Genomic DNA, 21,978 nt, shown 5'->3' on the forward strand with positions numbered 1-21,978 from the left:
ACATGTTCTACAGAGAAAACGGCCAGTTCAAGTCGAGCTACCGCGCCGACCAACAGATCTTCCCGATCGCGCAGGACCGCCTGGCGATCCTCGTGCTGCTGCTCGTGGCGTTCGTCGTGGTGCCGATGGGCGTGTCCGACTACTGGATGCGCGCCATCCTCACGCCCTTCCTGATCCTGTCGCTGGCAGCGCTGGGCCTGAACATCCTGGTCGGCTACTGCGGCCAGATCTCGCTGGGCACCGGCGCCTTCATGGCGGTGGGCGCGTACGCGGCTTACAACTTCCAGGTACGCATCGACGGCATGCCGCTCATCGCCTCGCTGCTGCTGGGCGGCCTGTGCGCCACGGTGATCGGCGTGCTGTTCGGCATTCCGAGCCTGCGCATCAAGGGCCTGTACCTGGCGGTGGCCACGCTGGCTGCGCAGTTCTTCACCGACTGGGCCTTCCTGCGCATCCAATGGTTCACCAACAACTCGTCCTCGGGTTCGGTGAGCGTGGCGGGGCTGAACGTGTTCGGCGTGCCGATCGAGTCGCCGGTGCAGAAGTATTTGTTCTGCCTGATCTTCGTGGTGGTGTTCGCACTGCTGGCCAAGAACCTGGTGCGCAGCGCCATCGGCCGCGAATGGATGGCGATGCGCGACATGGACGTGGCCGCCGCGGTGATCGGCATCCGCCCGGTGTACGCCAAGCTCACGGCCTTTGCGGTGAGCAGCTTCATCGTCGGCGTGGCCGGCGCGCTGTGGGGCTTCATTCACCTGGGTGCATGGGAGCCGGCGGCGTTCAGCATCGACCGCTCGTTCCAGCTGCTGTTCATGGTGATCATCGGCGGGCTCGGCTCGATCATGGGCAGCTTCTTCGGCGCCGCCTTCATCGTGCTGCTGCCGCTCTTCCTGAACCAGCTGCCGGGGTGGCTGGGCTTCTCGATCTCGACCGCACTGGCCTCGCACCTGGAGACCATGATCTTCGGCGCGCTGATCGTGTTCTTCCTGATCGTGGAGCCGCACGGCCTGGCGCGGCTGTGGTCCACGGCCAAGGAAAAGCTGCGGCTGTGGCCCTTCCCGCACTGACAGGTTCCCGTTGTTGTTGTTCGTTCGTAAAAACCCGGCACCGAGGTGCCCACAAAAGGAGACAGGCATGACACTGAAATCGCTCGCTCTGACCGCCGCCCTGGTGGCCAGCACCCTCGGCGCGGCCTTCGCGCCTTCGCTCGCGCAGGCCCAGGCCAAGGAACAGTTCTTCCCGCTGCTGGTGTACCGCACCGGCCCCTACGCGCCCAACGGCACGCCCTGGGCCAACGGCAAGCAGGACTACATCAAGTACATCAACGCCACCGGCGGCATCAACGGCGTGAAGATCACGTACGAGGAATGCGAAACCGGCTACGCCACCGACAAGGGCGTGGAATGCTACGAGCGCCTGAAGGGCCGCCCGGGCGTGACGCTGTTCGACCCGCAGGCCACCGGCATCACCTTCGCGCTGACCGACAAGGTGCCCACCGACAAGATCCCGCTCATCACGCTGGGCTACGGCCTGTCGGCCTCGCAGGACGGCGGCGTGTTCAAGTGGAACTTCCCGCTCATGGGCTCCTACTGGACCGCGGCCGACATCCTGATCCAGCACATCGGCAAAAAAGAAGGCGGCATGGACAAGCTCAAGGGCAAGAAGATCGCCCTCGTCTACCACGACTCGCCGTTCGGCAAGGAACCGATCCCGCTGCTGCAGGAGCGCGCCAAGCAGAACGGCTTCGAGCTGTCGCTGATTCCCGTGACCGCGCCCGGCGTGGAACAGAAGTCGGCCTGGCTGCAGGTGCGCCAGTCGCGTCCCGACTTCGTGCTGCTGTGGGGCTGGGGCGTGATGAACTCCACCGCCCTGAAGGAAGCCGTGGCCACGGGCTACCCGCGCGAGAAGATGTACGGCGTGTGGTGGGCCGGCGCCGAACCCGACGTGAAGGACGTGGGTGCCAACGCCAAGGGCTACAACGCGCTGGCGCTGAACACCTCGGGCACGCAGCCCAAGGTGATCCAGGACATCCTCAAGCAGGTGCACGACAAGGGCCAGGGCACGGGTCCGAAGGACGAAGTGGGCTCGGTGCTCTACACGCGCGGCGTGATCATCCAGATGCTGACCATCGAGGCCGTGCGTCGTGCGCAGGAGCGCTTCGGCAAGGGCAAGGTCATGACCGGCGAGCAGGTGCGCTGGGGCATGGAGAACCTCGCGCTCGACCAGAAGAAGCTGGACGCACTGGGCTTCTCGGGCGTGATGCGCCCGGTGAGCACCTCGTGCCAGGACCACATGGGCTCGACCTGGGCGCGCGTGCACACCTGGGACGGCGCCAAGTGGGGCGGCATGTCCGACTGGTACGAGGCCGACAGCCAGATCATCAAGCCGATGGTGAAGGCGGCCGCCGACAAGTACGCCGGCGAAAAGAAGCTCACCCGCCGCGAAGCAGCCGACTGCCAGTCTTGAGCTAACCCCCAGGCTACGCGCACTTCGTGTCGCTTCTCCCACCCCCTTGCAGGGGGCAACACCAGCGGCCCGGCAAAGCCGGTTCCGCGGTGTTCCCCGAAGGGCGGTGGGTCAAGCGGGTATCTGAAAGAACAGCGTCGTTGTTCTTTCGAATGCTTCGGACCACACCATGAGCGAACCCAAGATCCTTCTCAACGTCAACGGCATCGAGGTCATCTACAACCACGTGATCCTCGTGCTCAAGGGCGTGTCGCTGACCGTGCCCGAAAGCGGCATCGTGGCGCTGCTCGGCGGCAACGGCGCCGGCAAGACGACCACGCTGCGCGCCGTGAGCAACCTGCTCGCGGGCGAACGCGGCGCCGTGACCAAGGGCACCATCGAGCTGCGCGGCGAGCGCATCGAGGCGCTGTCGCCGGCCGAGCTGGTCAAGCGCGGGCTGATCCAGGTGATGGAAGGCCGCCACTGCTTCGCCCACCTGACCATCGAAGAGAACCTGATGACCGGCGCCTACACGCGCACCGACGGCAAGGCCTCGGTGCAGGAGACGCTGGAGAAGGTCTACGCGTATTTCCCGCGCCTGAAGACGCGCCGCACCTCGCAGGCGGCCTACACCTCGGGCGGCGAGCAGCAGATGTGCGCCATCGGCCGCGCGCTGATGGCCAACCCGACCATGGTGCTGCTGGACGAGCCCTCGATGGGCCTGGCGCCGCAGATCGTGGAAGAGGTGTTCGAGATCGTGAAAGACCTGAACACCAAGGAAAAAGTGACCTTCCTGCTGGCCGAGCAGAACACCAACATGGCGCTGCGCTACGCCGACTACGGCTACATCCTGGAGAACGGCCGCATCGTGATGGACGGCGAGGCCAAGAGCCTGCGCGAGAACGAGGACGTGAAGGAGTTCTACCTCGGCGTGGGCGGCGCGGACCGCAAGAGCTTCCGTGATGTGAAGAGCTACAAGCGCCGCAAGCGCTGGTTGGCTTGACGCTCCCCCAGTCTTCGCGCACTTCGTGTCGCTTCGCCAACCCCCTCGCCGGGGGCAATACCAGCGGCCCGGCAAAGCCGGTTCCGCGGTATTCCCGAATGAGTCAGTTGAGCGCCTTGAACAGAACAGAAAGATGAAGGGTACGGACATGACCGACCACTACGACAAGCTCGAGATCCGCGACCCCGCCGAACGCGAACGTGACCTGCTGGCCGCACTGCCCCGGCAGATCACCCAGGCACAGACTGCAACGTCCGCCTTCACGAAGATCCTCGACGGCGTGAAGCCCGCCGACGTCACCTCGCGCGAAGCGCTCGCGAAGCTGCCTGTCACCCGCAAGTCGGAACTGCTCGAGCTGCAGAAGGCACGCCGCGCCGACGACCCCTTCGGCGGTTTTGCGTCGATCGTGCGCGGGCCGCGCATGCCGCGCATCTTCGCGAGCCCCGGCACCATCTACGAACCCGAGGGCGAGGCACGCGACTACTGGCGCACCGCACGGGCGCTGCATGCGGCGGGCTTTCGCAGCGGCGAGCTGATCCACAACAGCTTCAGCTACCACATGACGCCGGCCGGCTCGATCATGGAAAGCGGCGCGCATGCCATGGGCTGCACCATCTTCGCGGGCGGCACGGGCCAGACCGAGCAGCAGCTCGAAGCCATCGTCGACCTCAAGCCCGACGGCTACGCGGGCACGCCGAGCTTCCTGAAGATCCTGCTGGAGAAGGCCGAAGAAAAAGGCCAGAAGCTGCCGTGGTTCACCAAGGCGCTCGTGTCCGGCGAGGCCTTTCCGCCCAGCCTGCACGACTGGATCGCCGCACACGGCGTGCAGGGCATCCAGTGCTACGCGACCGCCGACCTGGGCCTCATCGCGTATGAAACCAGCGCGCGCCAGGGCCTGGTGATCGACGAAGGCGTGCTGGTCGAGATCGTGCGCCCCGGCACCGGCGACCCGGTGCCCGACGGCGAGGTGGGCGAGATCGTCGTCACCACCTTCAACCCCGACTACCCGCTGGTGCGCTTCGGCACCGGCGACCTCTCGGCCGTGCTCGCGGGCACCTGCCCCACGGGCCGCACCAACAAGCGCATCAAGGGCTGGCTCGGCCGCGCCGACCAGACCACCAAGGTGCGCGGCATGTTCGTGCACCCCTCGCAGGTCGCCGAGGTCGTGCGGCGCTTTCCCGAGATCGTGCGCGCGCGGCTCGTAGTGTCCGGCGAGATGGGCGACGACCAGATGACCTTCAAGCTCGAATGCGCCGGCGCCCCGGCCGGGCTCGACGCGCGCATCGCCGACGCGGTGCGCGAAGTGACCAAGCTGCGCGGCACCATCGAGCTGGTGGCGCCGGGCACCCTGCCGAACGACGGCAAGGTGATCGAGGACGCGCGCAGCTACAAGTAGGGGCGGTACAGGCGGCGCGTAATGAAGCGCGTGAGGAGCACGGTCAGCAAGGGGTAGAGCGGCACGAGCGCGGCCAGCAGCATGATCAAGCCGACGGCGCCGGAAAAGCCGGATGACGACGTCACCATCAGTGGCAGCCCCACGACGAAGACGACGACGCAGCTCGCAAACACCCCCACCAAGGCCAGCACCGACGCCGCCACGGCCCGGAAGGGCCGGACCTGCGTCAGGCCGGACGCGGTGCCGAGCCATCCGCCCCAGTACGACAGCGCGAAAATCACCAGGGGCGGACCGCCCCAGAACAGCAGGAGCGCGACGCCGTTCGACGGATCGACGATCGCCGTCCCGATGTTGGCGGCCATCATGCAGCGCGCCTGCAGCGACGCGAACACGACAGCGACCAGCGTTGCCACCGCGCGGCGTGGCGACACACCCGCCTGCACCGCATCTGCCACCTCGCGGTCGCCGGACGGCGCCGCAGCCGGTGCTCGCAGTGCCACCCAGGCCGCAAGCCACACGCTCAACACAAGCACGACCAGCTGCACCGCTTCGTACACGACCGCCGTCGAAGTCACCGCGAAGCCACCGAAGACCGCCTGAAGCCAGCTCCCCGAGAAGAGCATCTGCTGCAGTTTGTAGAGAAGCGGGCCCAGCGCGTAGTGGTTCAGCAGCAGCGCGATGAGATAAACCGCGGCATAACGCAGGTGCGGGCCGGGCAGTTGCGCCACGCTCGCGGCGCCGTGCACCTCCAGTGCCTGGCGGGCATGGCTCCAGGCCAGCGCCGCCGCCAGCACCCAGGCCATCGAGAGGTTGGCCATCATGGGAACCCACACGTCCGGCTGGGCATAGCTGGCAAGCATCTGCTGGCTGTCCGGCATGCCGGGCCACAGCTGCTTGCCGAAGTGGAACAACACCAACGCGACTTCGACGGCCAGGGTGATGAGCGCGAAGTCGCGCGGCAAGCGCCACGCATTCGCGAGTGAAGCGGAAGACGTCATCGAAGCCAACGGACGGCCACTTACTTCTTACAGCTCGCCGGCAACGCCTTGTCCTTCAACCCCTCCCCCGCGCTGCAATGCCACGCAATGCCCCGGTCGGTCGACGACGGCTCCATGCGCAGCGTGCCCTTGGTCGTGGCCACTTCCACCACCATGCTGTCCGGGTCGAGCGTGAGGGTCGCGCCGTTGGGCAGGTTCTCCGGCAGGCCGACGGCGGCCAGGGTGTCGGGGATCTCGGCCTTTTCTTCATAGTGGCGCGTGAGCGCGTTGCGCACCGGCGCGCCCTCGGACCAGGCCTGCGCGACGACGGCGCGGGTCTGGTACTCCTGGTAGGCGGGGATGGCTGCAGCCGCCATGACGCCGATGACAGCCACCACGATCAGCACACCCGCCGCGCCGCCGCCGGCCCGGCCGGCATACGGCACGAAGAGCGCGAGCAGGTAGGCCACCGGGTTGCGCTCGGGCAGCTTGGCGCCCGGGTCGATGGCGCGGGCGACGCGCTTGGTGAGCCAGGGGTAGCCGCCGATGAGTTCGTGGAACGAGCCCCAGAAGCCGCGGTTGCCGGCCGACTGGGCGGCGTAGCGCTGCAGGTTCACGTTGCGCCACTGCTGCGCGCCGGCGGCCAGCGCCACCAGCGCGCGCGGCGCGGAGTCGACCTCGCGGCAGCAGGCGGCACCGTGCAGGTCGCAGGTGTATTCCTTGGCGCGCGCATAGGCCGCGCCCAGGAGCGGCAGCCAGAGCACGGGCGCGCGCCAGATGTGGCCCGTGAGGTGGCCGCGGCGGATGTGGCCCAGCTCGTGGCCCATGTAGAAGTGGATGCCGTCGGGCTGCGCCTCCATGGCGTCGACCACGTCGGACAGCAGCACCACGAAGTTGCGGCCGAAGAAGCGCGTGGCGAAGGCGTTGAACATGCCGTCGCCGTGCAGCAGGTAGGCCTCGGGCGGCTGCGCGATGCCCAGGCGGGTGCAGCAGTCGACGAAGCGCGCGTGCAGCTCGGGCAGCTGCTGGGGCGACAGCTTCACGCCCGTGCCCTTGATCCAGGCGATGACCGCCGACTGCGCGAACACGTAGCCGATGAAGCCCAGCAGCACGTACAGCAGCGCAATGCCCAGCGTGCCGACGACGATCAGCGTCCAGGCCAGCAGGCCCAGAACGAGCGTGAGTTTGCCGAGCCAACGCTCGCGCGGATAGACCCAGGGATCCATTGGTTTCTTCTCCTCGATGCCGCCCGTCGGGCTGGCCTGTTTGTGGTTGTGGTCACCCCGGCGCGGGTGCGCGGGACGGGCGTGATCATGCCCCAGCATGGGGCGAAAACGGTGACATTCCTAAGGGCTATTCGGTATGGGTCAGCCCCCGGTCAGCCGATAAGATCGCGACCCTTTCCATTTAAAAACTCCGTCGGAGACATCATGAAGAAACTGTTTGCCCTCGCGGCGATTGCCGCGGCCGCCGTCGGCGCACACGCCCAGGATTTCCCCGCAGGCAAGCCCGTGACGCTGGTGGTGCCTTTCTCTGCCGGCGGCCCGACCGACCGCGTGGCCCGCGACCTGGCCGAATCGCTGCAGAAGACGCTGGGCACGACGATCATCGTGGACAACACCGCCGGCGCCGGCAGCTCGATCGGCACCGCCAAGGTGGCGCGCGCCAACCCCGACGGCTACACGCTGCTGCTGAACCACATCGGCATGTCGACGATGCCGGCGCTGTACCGCAAGCTGCCGTTCAACGTCGAGAACGACTTCGAATACCTCGGCATGGTCAATGAAGTGCCGATGACGCTCATCGGCAAGCCCGGCCTGCCCGCCAACAACTACAAGGAACTGACGACCTGGATCAATGCCAACAAGGGCAAGATCAACCTGGGCAACGCCGGCCTGGGCGCCGCCTCGCACCTGTGCGGCCTGCTGTTCCAGAGCGCGCTGAAGATCGAGATGACGCCCGTGCCGTACAAGGGCACCGCGCCGGCCATCGCCGACCTGCTGGGCGGCCAGATCGACCTGCTGTGCGACCAGACCACCAACACCACGTCGCAGATCGAGGCCAAGAAGGTCAAGGCCTACGCCGTGACCACCAGCAAGCGCCTGAGCACGCCCGCGCTGAAAGACCTGCCCACGCTCGACGAGTCGGGCCTGAAGGGCTTCGAAGTGTCGATCTGGCACGGCGTGTACGCCCCCAAGGGCACGCCCGCACCGGTGCTGAAGAAGGTCAACGAGGCCATCAAGGCCGCCATGAAGGACCCGGCCTTCATCAAGCGCCAGGAAGGCCTGGGCGCCGTGATCACCACCGACAAGCGCGTCGAGCCGGCCGAGCACAAGAAGTTCGTCTCGGCTGAAATCGCCAAGTGGGGCCCGATCATCAAGGCCGCTGGCGTGTACGCGGACTGATCCTTTCGATCTCCCATAGAAAAAGCCGCCGACCCGAAAGGGCCGGCGGCTTTTTTCATGCGGTGACAGCAGGAAAAGAATCAGGGAGGCGAGTAGGTCCACGCCTCGAAGTTCTTGCGCACATCGACCTGGCGCGCGGTGCGTGCCGTGAAGATGAAGCTGCTGACCGACGAGCCCTGCGCGTATTGGTAGGCGTTGTTGCCGACGCTCACGCAGTGGTTGTCGCTCGGCGAGTTCACCGGCTGGCAGTAGATGACGGCCTTGCGCGCCGAGGTGCGCACGGTGATCGAGTCGGTGAAGCGGTTGTTGTTGGGCCCACGGCCGGCCACCAGGAAGGTGGTCGGGGCGTAGGCGCCGCTGGGCACGGCCCAGCCGTCCTGGTTGCCCTCGGCGCTGAAGTCGATGTTGTTGGCACTGGGGTCGGACGGCACCGGGGCGCCGAACACGATGCCGCGCGGGACACCGTCGATTTCCTGCATCAGCTCGGCGCGCAGGGCCGGCGTCATTTCCACGGTCGGCAGTTGCACGGCCTCGGCAAGGGTCGGCGCGCGCGAGAAGGTGCGCACGTACTGCACCGGGTTGGTCCCACCGGCCGCCAGGAAGAACTCGAGCTTCCAGACCGCCTGGTCGGGAATGGCGCTCAGCTGCGCGTCGTCGAACTGCGGCGCTGCGAAGAGATTGCCGGACTCGACGCTGCTCGGGTTGCCGCCTTGCGCCGGGTCCACATAGCGTGCGGCCATGCGCCACAGCGAGGAGTTCAGCGCGCCGTTGGCGGTCCCGTCGGTGGTGAGCACCAGGGTGGTCAGCCCGGCCCGGGGCACGAGGACCAGCTCGCGGCCCGGCAGCGCCGACGAGGTGGCCACCACCTTCGTGAAGATCGAGTCGCCGTTGCCGTCGAGCACGTTGTCCACCGACACGTTGTAGCCCGCGGCGTGGTACTTCAGGTTCGCGTGCTTGAGGAAGTCCTTCAGCTCCTGCTGCGGACGCACGGCGGCGCGGTAGGCGTTGCTGTTGCCGGTGAGCTTGAGCGCGCCATTCACGATCTTGGCGTTGAACACGTCGTTGTCGGTGTTGCCCACGCTGTCGGTCCAGCGGTAGGTGAGCGCGATGTCGCCGCCCGGGTGGAAGTATTCGAAGTTGCCGCGGTCGTGCTTCAGGTTCGTCGGGCCGAAACGGAACAGGCTTTCGAAGGGCCGCCGCGGGCCGCTCGACGCGCGGCCGATGTGCAGGCCGGCCGCGACGAAGCTGGCCGGGTCGTCGCCCACGAACAGCGTGCGGCAGGCCGGCGCGACCACGTTGGCGGCCTCGCCGAAGGCGTTGCCGTCGGAGCCGATGGTGCTGTCCACGCGCTCGTTCAGCGGCAGCGCGTAGCAGGCGTTGAGGCGGTCCAGCAGGTCCTTGACCATCGCCGGCGTGGGCGGCTGCACGAGGGCCGCGGCATCGACCGCGGGCAGCGGCGCGATGCTGCTCTCGCCGGTGCGAAACACGATGGACACCGGCGCGCTCTCTTCGCTCGCGGGCTGCGCCTTGACGGTGATCTCGATGTTGGCGGCCGTGCCGTCGGGGCGCACCGACACGTTCAGCGTGTCGAGCACGCGGTCCTGGCCCGTGCCGTTGGCCTGGAAGGTGCCGCTCATCGGGTCGATGCTGGTGTTGAGCGCGTCCAGCAGCGGCTTGAGCGCGGCCACGAGCTTCGCCACCTGGTCGCTGATGGCGCCCGGCGTGACGGCGCCGGCATCGGCCTGCACCGCGGCGGCCAGCTTCGACGGATCGCCGTTGGGCGACAGCTGCGCCACCACCACGGTGGTCAGCGGCGTGACGTTGGTGGTGCCGGTGGCGGTGCTGGCGGTGGTGCTGTAGAGCGTGAGGTCGTCGCGCACGGCCTGGATCACCAGCGGCGCCTTGGTGCCCGCGGGCAGCACGCAGCTGTAGGTGCCTTCGGCCGGCACGGTCACTTCGCAGACCTTGGCGCCGGTCTGGTCGAACACGGTGAGCGCGGCGCCGGCAAAGGCCGCGCCGGTGGCCACGGTGCCGCTCAGCGTGCCGGGCGACTCGGCGGCGGGCGGCGTGCCGCCGTTGCCCGTGCCGACGGGGAATGCAAAGCCACCGCCGCCTCCGCCACCCCCACCGCCGCCGCAGGCGCCGAGGATCAACAGGGTGGCAAGGGACAGGGCGTGGGGGATTCTGGAGGTGGGGTGGGGCATCGTGGGTCTCTCGAAAAGGGAAAGGGCCTGGGCAGCAACCGAGGGCGCTGCAAACAATAGCTTTCGCTTTTGGAAATCAAATGATGCAAATGCACCATTCTTGAAACCGCGCGGCCGAGCCCCGCGCGCGTCACCGGAACATGGGATGGGCATGCGGCGCCGGGGCTGGAAGACTCCCCGCATGACCTTCACGGCCGGTGTCCCGCGCGACTTCAGCGACCTCCTGTTGCGGCTGTACCGCCTCTCGCACGAGCTGCCCATCGACGCCTTCCAGGACGCCGCGCTCGACCTCCTCAAGCCCGTGCTGCCCTTCGACTCGTCGATGTGGGGCACCGCCACCCGCACCGACCACGGCATTGACATCCACACGATCCACCTGCACAACCAGCCGCTCGAGATGGTCACGGCCTACGAGCAGGTCAAGCACATGGACACGGCCGCCGGCGAGGTGGCCAAGCAGTCGAACGCCACGCTCGCCTTCAATGCGCAGGCGTGGTTCTGCCGCGACGACCAGGCCGCGCTGCGCGACTACGGCCGCCGCTTCGAGCAGGCCAACTTCTTCATCACCTCGGATTCGAACCCGCAGACGAGCTTCGTCCACTGGCTCAGCCTGTTCCGCGCCGACCCGGAAGCCCACGGCACGGAGGAAGAGCGGCAACTGCTCGCCAGCCTCGCGCCGCACGTGATGCAGGCGCTGGCGCTGAACCGCGTGATGCACCTGGACCGCCTCGAAGCGGGCAGCGCGTCGCCCGGCGGCTCGGCCATCGGCGACCTGCGCGGCGTGCTGTACCACGCCGACCGGCTGTTCGAGGCGATGCTGAAGGCCGAGTGGCCGGCCTGGCACGGCCGCACGCTGCCCGATGCGCTGCTGCAGCACTTCCTGCAGGGCCACGCGCGCTTCAACGGGCGCGAGATCGTGGTCACGCACCGCGTCGAGCAGCGCCTTCTGTTCCTCAAGTGCCGCCATCGCTGCCGCGCCGACAGCCTCACGCCGCGCGAGCACACCATCGCCGAGCTGCTGGCGCGCGGCGACACCCACAAGGAAGTGGCCGCCATCCTGAACCGCTCGCCGGCCACGGTGCGCAACCACATCCAGTCGATCTACGACAAGCTGCAGGTGGGCAACGTGGCGGGGCTGATCCACGAGCTGCGGCTGGCGGGCTGACGAGCGCCCTGTCCCAAAAGAAAAGGCGCCGATGGCGCCTTTTCTGTTTGAGTCCGCGATACCTCTACTTCGGCCGGATCGCGTCCGCCGTGCCCTGGATGAAGGCCTTGATGCTCTCGATGTCGTCGCCCGAGAGCTTGCCCGTGAAGTCGGGCATGCCGCGCGACATGGCCGGGCCCTTGAGCACGAACTTGTCGAGGTTCTCGATGTAGGCCGGGTCGAGGTAGCCCAGGTTCGGGATGTTGCCGCCGCGGTCCACGCCCGGCACGCCGTGGCAGAACACGCAGTTGCTCACGTACAGCATGGTGCCGGCCTGGACCTTGGCGGGGTCGTACTTCACGCCCTGCACCAGCTTGGCCATGCGGTACTCGACGAACGCGGGCATCTTGGCCGTGCCGCCGACCGCGAAGGTGTAGACCGTGCCCGGGCCCTGGCGCTCGGTGGCGCGCTGCGCCAGGCCGTACACGCCGCCCCAGCCCACGGCCACCGACACGTACTGCTTGCCGTCCACCATGTAGGTCGCGGGCGCCGCCACCACGCCGGTGCCGGTGGGCGTTTCCCAGAGCTTCTCGCCGGTCTTGGCGTGGTAGGCCACCAGGCGCCCGTCGGCCGTGCCCTGGAACACCAGGTCGCCGGCGGTGGTCAGCGTGCCGCCGTTCCACGGCGAGGCGTAGTCCACGCCCCAGGCTTCCTTCTGCTTGATGGGGTCCCAGGCCACGAGGCGGCCGAAGGGCTTGCTCGTGGGCGGCTCGACGTTGGCGAACTTGCCCAGGTTCCAGCCCAGCGCCGCATGCGGGCGCCCAGGCGCGTTCTCGTCGAACTTCCAGGCCTTGTCGTCCATCAGGTTGATCGGCACGTGCTGGGCGGGCAGGTAGGCCAGGCCGGTCTGCGGGTTGTAGGACATCGGGTGCCAGTTGTGCGCGCCGAACGGGCCCGGGATGCTGTCGCCCGGCTTCTCGTTCTGCCGCGCGGCGGGGACCTCGATGGGCCGGCCGTTCTTGTCGTAGCCCGTGGCCCAGTTGACCGCGACGAAGTTCTTCGCCGAGATGAACTTGCCGTTGGTGCGGTCGATGACGAAGAAGAAGCCGTTCTTCGGCGCGTGCAGCAGCACCTTGCGCGCCTTGCCGTTCAGCTTGACGTCGGCCAGGATCATCGACTGCGTGGAGGTGTAGTCCCAGTTGTCGCCGGGCGTCTCCTGGTAGTGCCACTTGTACTTGCCGGTGTCGGGGTCGAGCGCGACCACCGAGCCCAGGTACAGGTTGTCGCCGCCCTTGGGGCTGCGCGCCTTGGCCGCCCAGGGCGAGCCGTTGCCGGTGCCCACGTACATCAGGTTGAGTTCGGGGTCGAAGGCGAAGCTGTCCCAGGCGGTGCCGCCGCCGCCGGCTTCCCAGTACTTGCCGCTCGGGTCCCAGGTCTTGGCGGCGCGCGCCATCGACTCGTCCTCGAAGGGCTTGCTCGGGTCGCCGGGCACCACGAACCAGCGCCACTTCTGGTCGCCGGTCTTCGCGTCGTAGGCGGTGACGTAGCCGCGCACGCCGTACTCGGCACCGCCGTTGCCGATGATCACCTTGCCCTTGAACACGCGCGGCGCACCGGTGATGGTGTAGCTGCCCTTCTGGCCCTCGATGGTGTTCTTCTCCCACACCTTCTGGCCGGTGGCGGCGTCGAGCGCGATCAGCCGGCCGTCATAGGCGGCCACGTAGACGCGGCCCTCGTACAGCGCCACGCCGCGGTTGACCACGTCGCAGCAGCCCCTGAAGCCTTTCGTGCGGTCGACCTGCGGATCGAAGGTCCAGATCTTCTGCCCGGTGCGCGTGTCGATCGCATGCACGATGCTCCACGAGGCCGTGACGTACATGATGCCGTCGACCACCAGCGGCGTGGCCTCCACGCCGCGCGTCGATTCGAGGTTATACGACCAGACCAGCCCGAGCTGCTTCACGTTGCCGGTGTTGACCTGGTCGAGTTTGCTGAAGCGCGACTCGGCGTAGTCGAGCCCGTAGCTGGGCCAGTCGGGCGTCTTCTTCGCCGCGTTGGCGCGCACGAAGTTGCCGTCGACGCGCTTGGCGGCCGCGCCGGCGCGGTCCTGCGGGCTGGCGGCCGTCTGGGCCAGCGCCGGGGCCGCAAGGCCCAGGCACAGCAAGGCGCCCGCAAGCAGGCGCCGCCCGGAAAGAGGCTGTGTCGTTGTCGTCTTCATCGGGGTCTGTCTCCTTCTTCGTTCTGCCCCAAGGATCGTTCGCACGGCATCGGCCTTCACCCCCGGGATTTCCCCAATCAAGCCTTGTTCCATTGCGGAACACATTCGAGAGGGTCCCTGAACCCGGAAGAGGCGGCGAACCCATGGCGCTCGACAGGCTCGGCACGGCGGATGCGCCGCGCCAACTCTTTGCCAGCACGCCGGCGCAGCGCGTGGCGCTGGCGCGGCAGCAGTTTTTCGAAGAAGGCGTGCGCCCCTCGGGGCTGGTCGGCGAGGCGGTCATCCAGTCGTGGATGCGCTGCAGCCGCACCCACGCCGACCGGCAGCGCGTGGTGGCCTTCGACGCCGTCACGCCCAGCCGGCTGCACACCACGCTCGCGCGCAACCGCGAGCTGCTGGACGTGGCGCGGCACGAGCTCGTGCAGATGGAGCACATGCTCGCGGGCACCGACTGCCGCGTGATCCTCACCGACCGCGACGGCGTGGTGGTGCATGTCACGAGCCAGCCCGCCGGCACGCACCAGCCCGTGCTGCGCCAGACCGCGCGCCTGGGCGTGAACATTTCCGAGCGCGTCGTGGGTACCACGGCGCCGGGCATCGTGGCCAGCACCGGGCAGGCCTGCACTGTCGACGGCGCCGAGCACTACTACGACGTGCTGTGCCACATGCAATGCGCCGCGGCGCCGATCCGCGACGTGAGCGGCCGGCTCGCGGGCGTGCTCGACCTCACGGTGGAGGCGCGGCGCTTCGGCTTCGACGCGGCCTCGATGGTGGCGCTGCACGCCACCATCATCGAAAACCGGCTGCTGCAGGCGCAGTCGCGCGACCACCTGATCCTGCGCTTCCAGGCCAGCCCCACGCTGCTGGGCACGCCGCTCGAGGCGCTCGCGGGCATCGCACCCGACGGCACCATCGCGTGGCTCAACAACGCCGGCGCACGGCTGCTGGGGCGGCTGCCCGAGGCCCCCGACGACCGCGACGTGGAATGCCTGCTGGGCCACGACCTCGCGAGCCTGCTGCGGCTGGGCCGGCGCGAGGCCGCACAGCCGCTGCGCCTGGCCAGCGGGCTCGGCGTGTGGATGCAGGCGCAGCTCAAGGGCGCGGACGGCGCGGACTTCCGGCATGCGGTGGCGATGCCCGACATGGCGAGCGCACAGGCCGAGGCGCCCGTGGCGATCGACGTGCAGGCGCAGCAGCCCGTGGCGCTTGCACCCGCCAGCGAGACACCACCCACCGAAACCCTGCGCGAGCACAGTCGCAAGCTGATCGAGGACACGCTCGCGGCGCACGGCGGCAACGTGTCGCAGGCGGCGCGACAGCTGCGCGTGTCGCGCGGCACGCTGTACCGGCGGCTGCGTGGCTGGCGCGACGACGACAGCAGCGCGGTAGCGGACTGACGGTTCAGGCGCCGGCGCGCGCCAGTGCACGCGCGCGGCGCGCCTTCGCATCGGGCTGCAGCGGCCGCAGGTAATCGTGCAGCGCCAACGCCGCCGCCCCCACCGCGGGCGCAAGCGCTTCGTAGCGCGCCGTGCGCAGTTCCGGCGCGGGCATGCCGGCACGTTCCGCATGGCCCTTCACGCCTTCGAACGCCGCCTGCGCGAACTCCGGATGCTCGGCGCAGACCTTGCCCCCGAGCACGATCGCGCGCGGGTTGAAGGTGACCCACAGGTTCTGCAGCAGCACGCCGAAGAACGCAGCGGCGCGCGCCATGTCCGCGCCCTCGCGCGCCAGCACGCGCGAACCGAAGAAGGCCTCGGCGCAGCCGCGCCGGCCGCACGAGCACAGCGGCCCGTCCAGCTGCAGGATGGTGTGACCGATCTCGCCGGCCATGCCTTGCGCGCCGGTGAAGAGGCGGTCGTTCAGCACCACGCCCGCGCCCACGCCGACGTCGCTGTTGACGAAGATCAACGGGTCTTCGCCCTCGCCCGCGGCGAACTCGTACTCGCCGAGCGCGGCGGCATCGGCGTCGTTCTGCAGCTGCACGGTGACGCCCGGCAGGCCCGCTGCGGCCAGCGCCTTTTCGAGCGCGGGCAGCAGGCTCACGTTGCGCCAGCCGAGGTTGGGCGCGAAGCGGACCACGCCCGTGCAGTCGTCCACCGCGCCGGGCACGCACACGCCGATGCTCGACAGGCGCAGGCCGCGCTGGTCGAGCTGCGCGTGCGCCGCCGCCGCCATGCGCGCGAGCTGTGCACACACGCGGGCCGGCGCGCCGTCGTCCAGCGGCTCGGCCTGCGCGTGCAGCACCTCGCCCTGCAGCGAGACACACACCAGGCGCAGCGTTTCGACGGCGATCTCCACGCCCATCAGCGCGCGCACGCCGACGTTGATGCGCAGCGGCGTGGACGGCCGCCCGAGCCCGTCGGCCACGGCGGCGCCCGATTCGCTGAGCCAGCCCTCGTCGAGCAGCTCGCGCACCAGCAGGCTGACGGTCGACTTGGTGAGTCCGCTTTCGCTCGCGAGGCGCGCACGCGACAAGCCCGGCTGCGCGCGCAGCAACCGCAGCAGCACGCTGCGGTTCAGGCGCTTGAGCAGCTGCTGGTCGCCGATGGTCTTCATGTCATGCCGCTGCAGTGGCCGCGGTTGCTGCGTGGTGCGCCTGTTCCCGCCCCTCGGGCCGCTTGCCGGCAATGATCATCCCGAGCACTTCGTCCTCGGTCACGTCGGCCGTGCGGTAGGTGCCCACGAGCTTGCCGTTCTTCATCACCGCGAGCCGGTCGCTCAGCGAGAACACATCGGGCATGTCGTGCGTGATGAGGAAGATGCCGACGCCGTCGTCCTTCAGCTGCTTGACCAGGCGCCCGACCATCGCCGTCTCTTCGGGGCCGAGCGCGGCGCAGGGCTCGTCCATGATGAGGATGCGCGCGTTGAAGTACAGCGCGCGCGAGATCGCCACCACCTGCCGCTGCCCGCCCGACAGGCGCCGCACCGGGATGCGGATGTTGGTGAAGTTCTTGTTCAGGCGCTGGAACACCTTGCGCGCCTGCACTTCCATGAAGTGGTCGTCCAGCGTGTTCCACGCCGTCATCTTCTCGCGGCCCAGAAAAAGGTTGGCCACCGAGTCGAGGTTGTCGGCCAGCGCGAGCGTCTGGTAGATGGTCTCGATGCCCTGGGCCTGCGCTTCGGCAGGCGTGCGGATGTGGACCTTCTCGCCCGCGATGAGCGTGTCGCCCGAATCGATCGGGTAGGCGCCCGCGAGCATCTTCATCAGCGTGGACTTGCCGGCGCCGTTGTGGCCCAGTAGCGCGACCACTTCGCCGGGGTAGAGGTTGATGCTCACGCCGTCCACGGCCTTCACGCCGCCGAAGGCCTTGCGGATCTCGCGCAGCTCGACGAGCGGTTTCGTCTTGTCGATGTCGGCCATGTCAGTTCTCCCCGAACTTGCGGCGATAGAGCACGTCGAAGACGACGGCCACGATCAGCACCTGGCCGATGATCACCATGCGCTTGCCGATGGGCACGTCGAGCAGCAGCATGCCGCTGTCCAGCGACTGCATGATCAGCGCGCCCAGCACCGAGCCGAAGATCGAGCCGCTGCCGCCCGCCAGCGCCGTGCCGCCGATGACGGCCGCCGCGATCACGTACAGCTCCATGCCCGTGCCCAGCGAGTTGGTGCCCGCGTTGAGCCGCGCGATCGACACGATGGCGGCCACCGTCACCAGCACCGCCAGCAGCGCGAACAGCATCAGCGTGACGCGCTGCACCGGAATGCCCACCAGCGCCGCCGCGTCGGGGTTGCCGCCCATCGCGAACACATAGCGGCCGAAGCGCGTGCGATGCACGATGAACGACAGCACGATCGCCACCGCCGCCCAGATCAGCACCGGGATCGGGATGCCCTGCGGCTCGCTCTTGGACGAGATCTGGTAGCTGTTCATCACCCAGGCGAAGCCGACCACCACCGCCACCGGCACGGCCGTGAGCAGCACGTCGAGCCACAGCGCCTCGGTCGGCATGTCGTAGCGCTGGCGCGCGCGGCGCTTTTGCACCATGCGCCCGAACAGCACCAGCGCCACCAGCCCCGCGAGCACCCAGCTGGCCGTGACGCCGATGCCGCCGTCGTAGCCGCCACCCAGGCGCTGGAAGAACTCGTCGTTCACCGGCTGCGTCTTGCCGTCGGCCACCAGGAAGGCCGCGCCGCGAAACGACATCAACCCGCCCAGCGTGACCACGAACGACGGCACGCCCAGCACCGCCGTGAGCCAGCCCTGGTAGATCGACACCAGCAGCGCCACCGCGAGCCCCGCCAGACAGGCCGTGGGCCACGACCAGCCCGAGGTGTACTGCAGGTAGGCGATGAGCACGCCGACGAAGCCCATCACCGAACCCACCGACAGGTCGATGTGGCGCGCCACGATGATCAGCACCATCACCGTGGAGACGATGCCGACCACCGCCGTCTGCTGCGCGACGTTGTAGAGGTTCTCGGGCGAGAGGAACACGCCGCCCGACATGACGCTGAACGCCACCGCCATCACGGCCAGCAGCACGCACATCAGGAGCAGGCGCAGGTCGATGCCGGTGCGGCGCCACCAGCCGGGTGTTGGATCGCTCATTTTTTTCAAGCCCCCTCAGGACGGACTACAGGTGCGCAACCGTCCACCGGCTGGCCCTTGCGGGTCGGCCGGAAGCCATGTTGCGAAGAGATGGAGGGCGCGTTCAGCCGTTCGGAAAGGGGCCGAACGCGCCGGTGGTTGCGGCGTTACTTGCAGGCCGCGGGCGCGTTCGCGCCCGAGACGCCCTTGCACAGCTCGTCCTTCTTGATCCAGCCGGCCTTGACGATCACGTCGAGGTTGTCGCGCGTGATCGGCACCGGCGTCAGCAGGCGCGAGGACAGCGAGAGCTTCTTGGCGCCGCCGGCCCAGGGCGCGGCCTTGTCGACCGGCTTACCCGCCGCCAGCGAGACTGCCGCCGTGGCGGCTTCGCGGCCGAGCTCGCGCGAGTCCTTCCAGATGGTCGCGGTCTGCGTGCCCAGCGCCACGCGGTTCAGCGCGGCGAAGTCGGCGTCCTGGCCCGACACCGGAATGCCGCGCAGTCCCTTGGCCGTGAGCGCCGCCACCGCGCCGCCGGCCGTGCCGTCGTTGGCCGCCACCACCGCGTCGACCTTGTTGCCGTTCTTGGTGAGGATCTGCTCCATGTTCTTCTGCGCGACTTCGGGCTTCCAGCCTTCGGTGTACTCGTCGCCGACGATCTTGATGTCGCCCTTCTTGATGGAGGCGTCCAGCACCTCCTGCTGGCCGGCGCGCAGGAAGTCGGCGTTGGGGTCGCTCGGCGAGCCCTTGATGATCACGTAGTTGCCCTTGGGCTTGACCTTGAGCACCTCGCGCGCCTCCATGCGCCCGACCTCGACGTTGTCGAAGGTGATGTAGAACACGCCCGGCGCCTCGATCAGCCGGTCGTACGCCACCACCGGCACCTTCTGCCGCGTAGCCTTCGTGACGGCGGGCAGGATCGCGTCCTTGTCCATCGCCAGCACGATGAGCGCCTTCGCGCCCTTGGACATCAACCCCTCGATGTCGCCCAGCTGCTTCTCGGGCGAGCCGCCCGCGTCGGCGCTGATGTACTTCGCGCCGAGTTTTTCCAGCTGCGCCTTGATCGCGGCCTCGTCGGTCTTCCAGCGTTCTTCCTGGAAGTTGGACCAGCTCACGCCGACCACGGTCTGCGCCATCGCGCCCACGGCCGTGAGACCGAACGCCAGGGCGGCCAGGGTGTGTTTCGTTGTCAGTTGCATCGGTGTCTCTCCTCAGAACGGTGTGCCGGGGTAGTTAGTTTGAGTGGCGAACTAACTATCCCATCGGCGGGGGGTTCCGGGCACCCGGGAATTCCCGGACGGCGCTGCCGCTCCAGATACAAATGGAAAACTCTGGGGACAGTTTCCGGACAAGCCCCCTGTTATCCACAGCGGGAACGCCCGCTCCCAAGTTGTTCCTGTTTTGATAGCACCGCGAAAGCACAGGAGCACACAGTGTCCGGGGTGTGACAAGTTGTTGTCAGGCAAGGGAAAAAGTGCCCTGTCCACAGGGCGGGTTTACCCTTATCTACTACTACTAACTTAAATAAGAAGAATAAATAGAGAAGAGAGCAGGAAGCCCGCGCCCGAAAAAGGGGCCGGGCGGGGGTCGAAGGGTTAGCCCGGTAGGTCGAATCCGTCTCGGTTGATACGATTTTTCTCAAAGCGCCGATCCCCAGGGCGTTGGAGACAAGATGGACCCGAGCAACCCCCCAGGCGCCGGCGAGGCGCTGTACCGCGTCATGGTGCGCATCCGCGCCTTCGAGAACGCCGCCGAGACCGCCAGCCAGGGCGGGGTCAGCGCCTATGGCCAGCAGGCGGGCGGCGCCGCCAAGGTGCGTGGGCCGCTGCACCTGTCGACCGGGCAGGAAGCGGTGCCGGCGGGCGTGTGCGCCCACCTGCGCGCGAGCGACTACCTCACCTCCACGCACCGCGGCCACGGCCACACGCTGGCCAAGGGCGCGGACCTCACGCGGATGATGTGCGAGCTGTTCGGCAAGGCCACGGGCTTCAACGGCGGCAAGGGCGGCTCGATGCACATCGCGGATTTCTCGGTGGGCATGCTGGGCGCCAACGGCGTGGTCGCGGCGGGCCTGCCGATCGCGGTCGGCGCGGCGCATGCGCAAAAACTCTTGAAGCACGGCGACGACATCACGGTCTGCTTCTTCGGCGACGGCGCGATCAACCGCGGCCCGTTCCTCGAAGCGCTGAACTGGGCCCGCGTGTACGACCTGCCCGTGCTCTTCGTCTGCGAGGACAACCGCTGGAGCGCCACGACCGCAAGCGGCCCGATGACGGCCGGCGACGGCGCCTCGGCGCGCGCCGCGTCGATGGACATCGCGGCCACGCAGGTCGACGGCAACGACGTGTTCGCGGTGCATGCCGCCGCCGCGCGTCTGGTGGCCGAGGTGCGCAGCGGCGCGGGGCCGCGCCTGCTGCACGCGCTCACCTACCGCGTGAAGGGCCACGTGTCGGTCGACCTCGCGGCCTACCGCGACCCGGCCGAGCTGGCCGCCGCGCTGGAAACCGACCCGATCGCGCGCGCCCGCGGCCACCTGCTGGACACCGGCGTGGCCGCCGCGACGCTGGACGCCATCGAGAACGCCGCGCGCGACGAGGTGGACACGGCCCTGGCCGTGGCCGACGCGGCGCCCTGGCCCGAGGCGAGCGCCGCCTTCACCGACGTGCAGACCACGGGAGCAGGCCAATGGCTGTGACGACACTGAGCTATTCCGAAGCCGCCGTGCGCGCGCTGCAGCAGGAGATGGACGCCGACCCGCGCGTGGTCGTGCTCGGCGAAGACGTGGGCCGCGGCGGCATCTTCGGCCAGTACAAGGGGCTGCAGCAGCAGTACGGCGCCGAGCGTGTGATCGACACGCCGATCAGCGAAGCCGCGATCATGGGCGCCGGCGTGGGCATGGCGCTCGCGGGGCTGCGCCCCGTGGTCGAGATGCGCGTGGTCGACTTCGCGCTGTGCGGCATGGACGAGCTGGTGAACCAGGCCGCGAAGAACCGCTTCATGTTCGGCGGCCAGGGCCGCGTGCCGCTGGTGGCACGCATGCCAGGCGGCATCTGGGACGCGTCGGCGGCGCAGCATTCGCAGTCGCTCGAGGCCTGGTTCGCACACCTGCCGGGCGTGGTGGTGGTGAGTCCGTCGACGCCGCAGGACAACCACGGCCTGCTGCGCGCGGCGCTGCAGTGCGGCGACCCGGTGGTCTACATCGAGCACAAGACGCTGTGGGGCCTGCGCGGCGAGGTGGACGACACGCTGGTCGTGCCGCTGGGCCAGGCGGCGCGCGTGCGCGAAGGCAATGCGCTCACGCTCGTGAGCTGGAGCAAGCAGATGCAGCCTTGCGCCGCGGCCTGCGACGCGCTGGCGGCCGAGGGCATCGCGGTCGACTTGATCGACCTGCGCACGCTGTGGCCCTGGGACCGCGAGACGGTGCTGTCGTCGTGCGCGCGCACGGGGCGGCTGCTGGTGGTGCACGAGGCGGTGCAGGCCGCGGGCTTCGGCGCCGAGATCGCCGCGAGCGCGGCCGAGGCCACGGGCTGCCGCGTCGCGCGGCTGGGCGCGCCGCGCATTCCGGTCGGCTACGCGCCGGTGCTGGAGGCGCAGTCGCGCGTCGGCGTGGACGCGATCGTGGCGGCGGCGAAGAAGCTAGCCGGCTGACACGCAAGA

General features: G+C 68.6%; 17 protein-coding genes. 9 read left to right on the plus strand and 8 right to left on the minus strand.

Going from position 1 to position 21,978, the window contains the following annotated elements:
• The first annotated feature begins 2 nt into the window (after positions 1 to 2).
• From AC1RAD_RS22345 to AC1RAD_RS22360, 4 genes are all read left to right on the plus strand, one after another.
• Entirely contained in the window at positions 3 to 1,067 is a 1,065-nt protein-coding gene (locus tag AC1RAD_RS22345) for a branched-chain amino acid ABC transporter permease (RefSeq protein WP_062473892.1), read from the plus strand.
• Positions 1,068 to 1,134: 67 nt separating this feature from the next.
• Positions 1,135 to 2,466, plus strand: a complete 1,332-nt coding sequence (locus AC1RAD_RS22350; RefSeq protein WP_062473894.1) for an ABC transporter substrate-binding protein — start codon at positions 1,135 to 1,137, stop codon at positions 2,464 to 2,466.
• Between the two features lie 169 nt (positions 2,467 to 2,635).
• A complete protein-coding gene (locus AC1RAD_RS22355; RefSeq protein WP_062473897.1) occupies positions 2,636 to 3,448 on the plus strand; it encodes an ABC transporter ATP-binding protein in 813 nt (270 codons plus the stop codon).
• A gap of 148 nt (positions 3,449 to 3,596) precedes the next feature.
• Positions 3,597 to 4,844, plus strand: coding sequence for a phenylacetate--CoA ligase family protein (locus AC1RAD_RS22360; protein WP_492737248.1), 1,248 nt, complete (start codon positions 3,597 to 3,599; stop codon positions 4,842 to 4,844).
• Here the strand turns inward: AC1RAD_RS22360 and AC1RAD_RS22365 are convergent.
• Both AC1RAD_RS22365 and AC1RAD_RS22370 read right to left on the minus strand, forming a co-directional pair.
• Positions 4,835 to 5,842 carry a hypothetical protein gene (locus tag AC1RAD_RS22365; protein WP_492737250.1) on the minus strand — a complete coding sequence of 336 codons (1,008 nt, stop codon included), beginning with the start codon at positions 5,840 to 5,842 and terminating at the stop codon, positions 4,835 to 4,837. The genes AC1RAD_RS22360 and AC1RAD_RS22365 overlap by 10 nt on opposite strands.
• Before the next feature lie 20 nt (positions 5,843 to 5,862).
• Positions 5,863 to 7,047 (minus strand): M48 family metalloprotease, encoded by a 1,185-nt coding sequence (locus tag AC1RAD_RS22370; RefSeq protein WP_070062995.1) that lies wholly within the window; start codon positions 7,045 to 7,047, stop codon positions 5,863 to 5,865.
• 204 nt (positions 7,048 to 7,251) lie between these two features.
• Here AC1RAD_RS22370 and AC1RAD_RS22375 point away from each other — a divergent pair, with 204 nt between their 5' ends.
• On the plus strand, positions 7,252 to 8,226 hold the full coding sequence (locus AC1RAD_RS22375; RefSeq protein WP_070062994.1) for a tripartite tricarboxylate transporter substrate-binding protein: 975 nt from the start codon (positions 7,252 to 7,254) through the stop codon (positions 8,224 to 8,226).
• Positions 8,227 to 8,306: 80 nt separating this feature from the next.
• Here the strand turns inward: AC1RAD_RS22375 and AC1RAD_RS22380 are convergent, their stop codons facing one another.
• Positions 8,307 to 10,430, minus strand: a complete 2,124-nt coding sequence (locus AC1RAD_RS22380) for a carboxypeptidase regulatory-like domain-containing protein (RefSeq protein ID WP_492737252.1) — start codon at positions 10,428 to 10,430, stop codon at positions 8,307 to 8,309.
• 181 nt (positions 10,431 to 10,611) lie between these two features.
• On the opposite strand from AC1RAD_RS22380, the gene AC1RAD_RS22385 reads away from it, so the two are divergent.
• The gene (locus tag AC1RAD_RS22385; RefSeq protein WP_095747138.1) at positions 10,612 to 11,595 is read left to right on the plus strand and encodes a helix-turn-helix transcriptional regulator; all 984 of its coding nucleotides are present in this window, start codon (positions 10,612 to 10,614) and stop codon (positions 11,593 to 11,595) included.
• 64 nt (positions 11,596 to 11,659) lie between these two features.
• Here AC1RAD_RS22385 and AC1RAD_RS22390 read toward each other — a convergent pair whose 3' ends face one another.
• A complete protein-coding gene (locus AC1RAD_RS22390; RefSeq protein WP_062473911.1) occupies positions 11,660 to 13,792 on the minus strand; it encodes a PQQ-dependent dehydrogenase, methanol/ethanol family in 2,133 nt (710 codons plus the stop codon).
• Between the two features lie 143 nt (positions 13,793 to 13,935).
• Here AC1RAD_RS22390 and AC1RAD_RS22395 point away from each other — a divergent pair, with 143 nt between their 5' ends.
• Positions 13,936 to 15,189 (plus strand): helix-turn-helix domain-containing protein, encoded by a 1,254-nt coding sequence (locus AC1RAD_RS22395; RefSeq protein ID WP_492737254.1) that lies wholly within the window; start codon positions 13,936 to 13,938, stop codon positions 15,187 to 15,189.
• 4 nt (positions 15,190 to 15,193) lie between these two features.
• On the opposite strand, the gene AC1RAD_RS22400 is transcribed toward AC1RAD_RS22395, so the two are convergent.
• The 4 genes from AC1RAD_RS22400 to xylF form a co-directional block, all read right to left on the minus strand.
• On the minus strand, positions 15,194 to 16,348 hold the full coding sequence (locus AC1RAD_RS22400; RefSeq protein ID WP_492737256.1) for an ROK family transcriptional regulator: 1,155 nt from the start codon (positions 16,346 to 16,348) through the stop codon (positions 15,194 to 15,196).
• Position 16,349: 1 nt separating this feature from the next.
• Entirely contained in the window at positions 16,350 to 17,153 is an 804-nt protein-coding gene (locus AC1RAD_RS22405; RefSeq protein WP_095747145.1) for an ATP-binding cassette domain-containing protein, read from the minus strand.
• Position 17,154: 1 nt separating this feature from the next.
• Complete coding sequence (locus AC1RAD_RS22410; RefSeq protein ID WP_070062989.1) at positions 17,155 to 18,345, minus strand: sugar ABC transporter permease; 1,191 nt, start codon at positions 18,343 to 18,345, stop codon at positions 17,155 to 17,157.
• Between the two features lie 146 nt (positions 18,346 to 18,491).
• Entirely contained in the window at positions 18,492 to 19,514 is a 1,023-nt protein-coding gene (gene xylF, locus AC1RAD_RS22415) for a D-xylose ABC transporter substrate-binding protein (protein ID WP_390904083.1), read from the minus strand.
• A 479-nt stretch (positions 19,515 to 19,993) separates the two neighbouring features.
• Here xylF and AC1RAD_RS22420 point away from each other — a divergent pair, with 479 nt between their 5' ends.
• A complete protein-coding gene (locus AC1RAD_RS22420; protein ID WP_492686906.1) occupies positions 19,994 to 21,016 on the plus strand; it encodes a thiamine pyrophosphate-dependent dehydrogenase E1 component subunit alpha in 1,023 nt (340 codons plus the stop codon).
• Positions 21,007 to 21,969 (plus strand): alpha-ketoacid dehydrogenase subunit beta, encoded by a 963-nt coding sequence (locus AC1RAD_RS22425; protein WP_099793780.1) that lies wholly within the window; start codon positions 21,007 to 21,009, stop codon positions 21,967 to 21,969. The genes AC1RAD_RS22420 and AC1RAD_RS22425 overlap by 10 nt, the downstream gene beginning before the upstream one ends.
• Positions 21,970 to 21,978: the final 9 nt, after the last annotated feature.

The sequence above is a fragment of the Variovorax sp. GW823-FHT04B03 genome (genome assembly GCF_058796495.1).

Bases quoted from the DNA above. Each gene is read 5' to 3' on its own strand.
- AC1RAD_RS22345 (WP_062473892.1), top strand. From the start codon at position 3: ATGTTCTACAGAGAAAACGGCCAGTTCAAGTCGAGCTACCGCGCCGAC.
- AC1RAD_RS22355 (WP_062473897.1), top strand. From the start codon at position 2,636: ATGAGCGAACCCAAGATCCTTCTCAACGTCAACGGCATCGAGGTCATC.
- AC1RAD_RS22390 (WP_062473911.1), bottom strand. From the start codon at position 13,792: ATGAAGACGACAACGACACAGCCTCTTTCCGGGCGGCGCCTGCTTGCG.
- AC1RAD_RS22405 (WP_095747145.1), bottom strand. From the start codon at position 17,153: ATGGCCGACATCGACAAGACGAAACCGCTCGTCGAGCTGCGCGAGATC.
- AC1RAD_RS22400 (WP_492737256.1), bottom strand. From the start codon at position 16,348: ATGAAGACCATCGGCGACCAGCAGCTGCTCAAGCGCCTGAACCGCAGC.
- AC1RAD_RS22375 (WP_070062994.1), top strand. From the start codon at position 7,252: ATGAAGAAACTGTTTGCCCTCGCGGCGATTGCCGCGGCCGCCGTCGGC.
- AC1RAD_RS22380 (WP_492737252.1), bottom strand. From the start codon at position 10,430: ATGCCCCACCCCACCTCCAGAATCCCCCACGCCCTGTCCCTTGCCACC.
- AC1RAD_RS22425 (WP_099793780.1), top strand. From the start codon at position 21,007: ATGGCTGTGACGACACTGAGCTATTCCGAAGCCGCCGTGCGCGCGCTG.
- AC1RAD_RS22385 (WP_095747138.1), top strand. From the start codon at position 10,612: ATGACCTTCACGGCCGGTGTCCCGCGCGACTTCAGCGACCTCCTGTTG.
- AC1RAD_RS22370 (WP_070062995.1), bottom strand. From the start codon at position 7,047: ATGGATCCCTGGGTCTATCCGCGCGAGCGTTGGCTCGGCAAACTCACG.
- AC1RAD_RS22350 (WP_062473894.1), top strand. From the start codon at position 1,135: ATGACACTGAAATCGCTCGCTCTGACCGCCGCCCTGGTGGCCAGCACC.
- AC1RAD_RS22360 (WP_492737248.1), top strand. From the start codon at position 3,597: ATGACCGACCACTACGACAAGCTCGAGATCCGCGACCCCGCCGAACGC.
- AC1RAD_RS22420 (WP_492686906.1), top strand. From the start codon at position 19,994: ATGGACCCGAGCAACCCCCCAGGCGCCGGCGAGGCGCTGTACCGCGTC.
- AC1RAD_RS22410 (WP_070062989.1), bottom strand. From the start codon at position 18,345: ATGAGCGATCCAACACCCGGCTGGTGGCGCCGCACCGGCATCGACCTG.
- AC1RAD_RS22395 (WP_492737254.1), top strand. From the start codon at position 13,936: ATGGCGCTCGACAGGCTCGGCACGGCGGATGCGCCGCGCCAACTCTTT.
- AC1RAD_RS22365 (WP_492737250.1), bottom strand. From the start codon at position 5,842: ATGACGTCTTCCGCTTCACTCGCGAATGCGTGGCGCTTGCCGCGCGAC.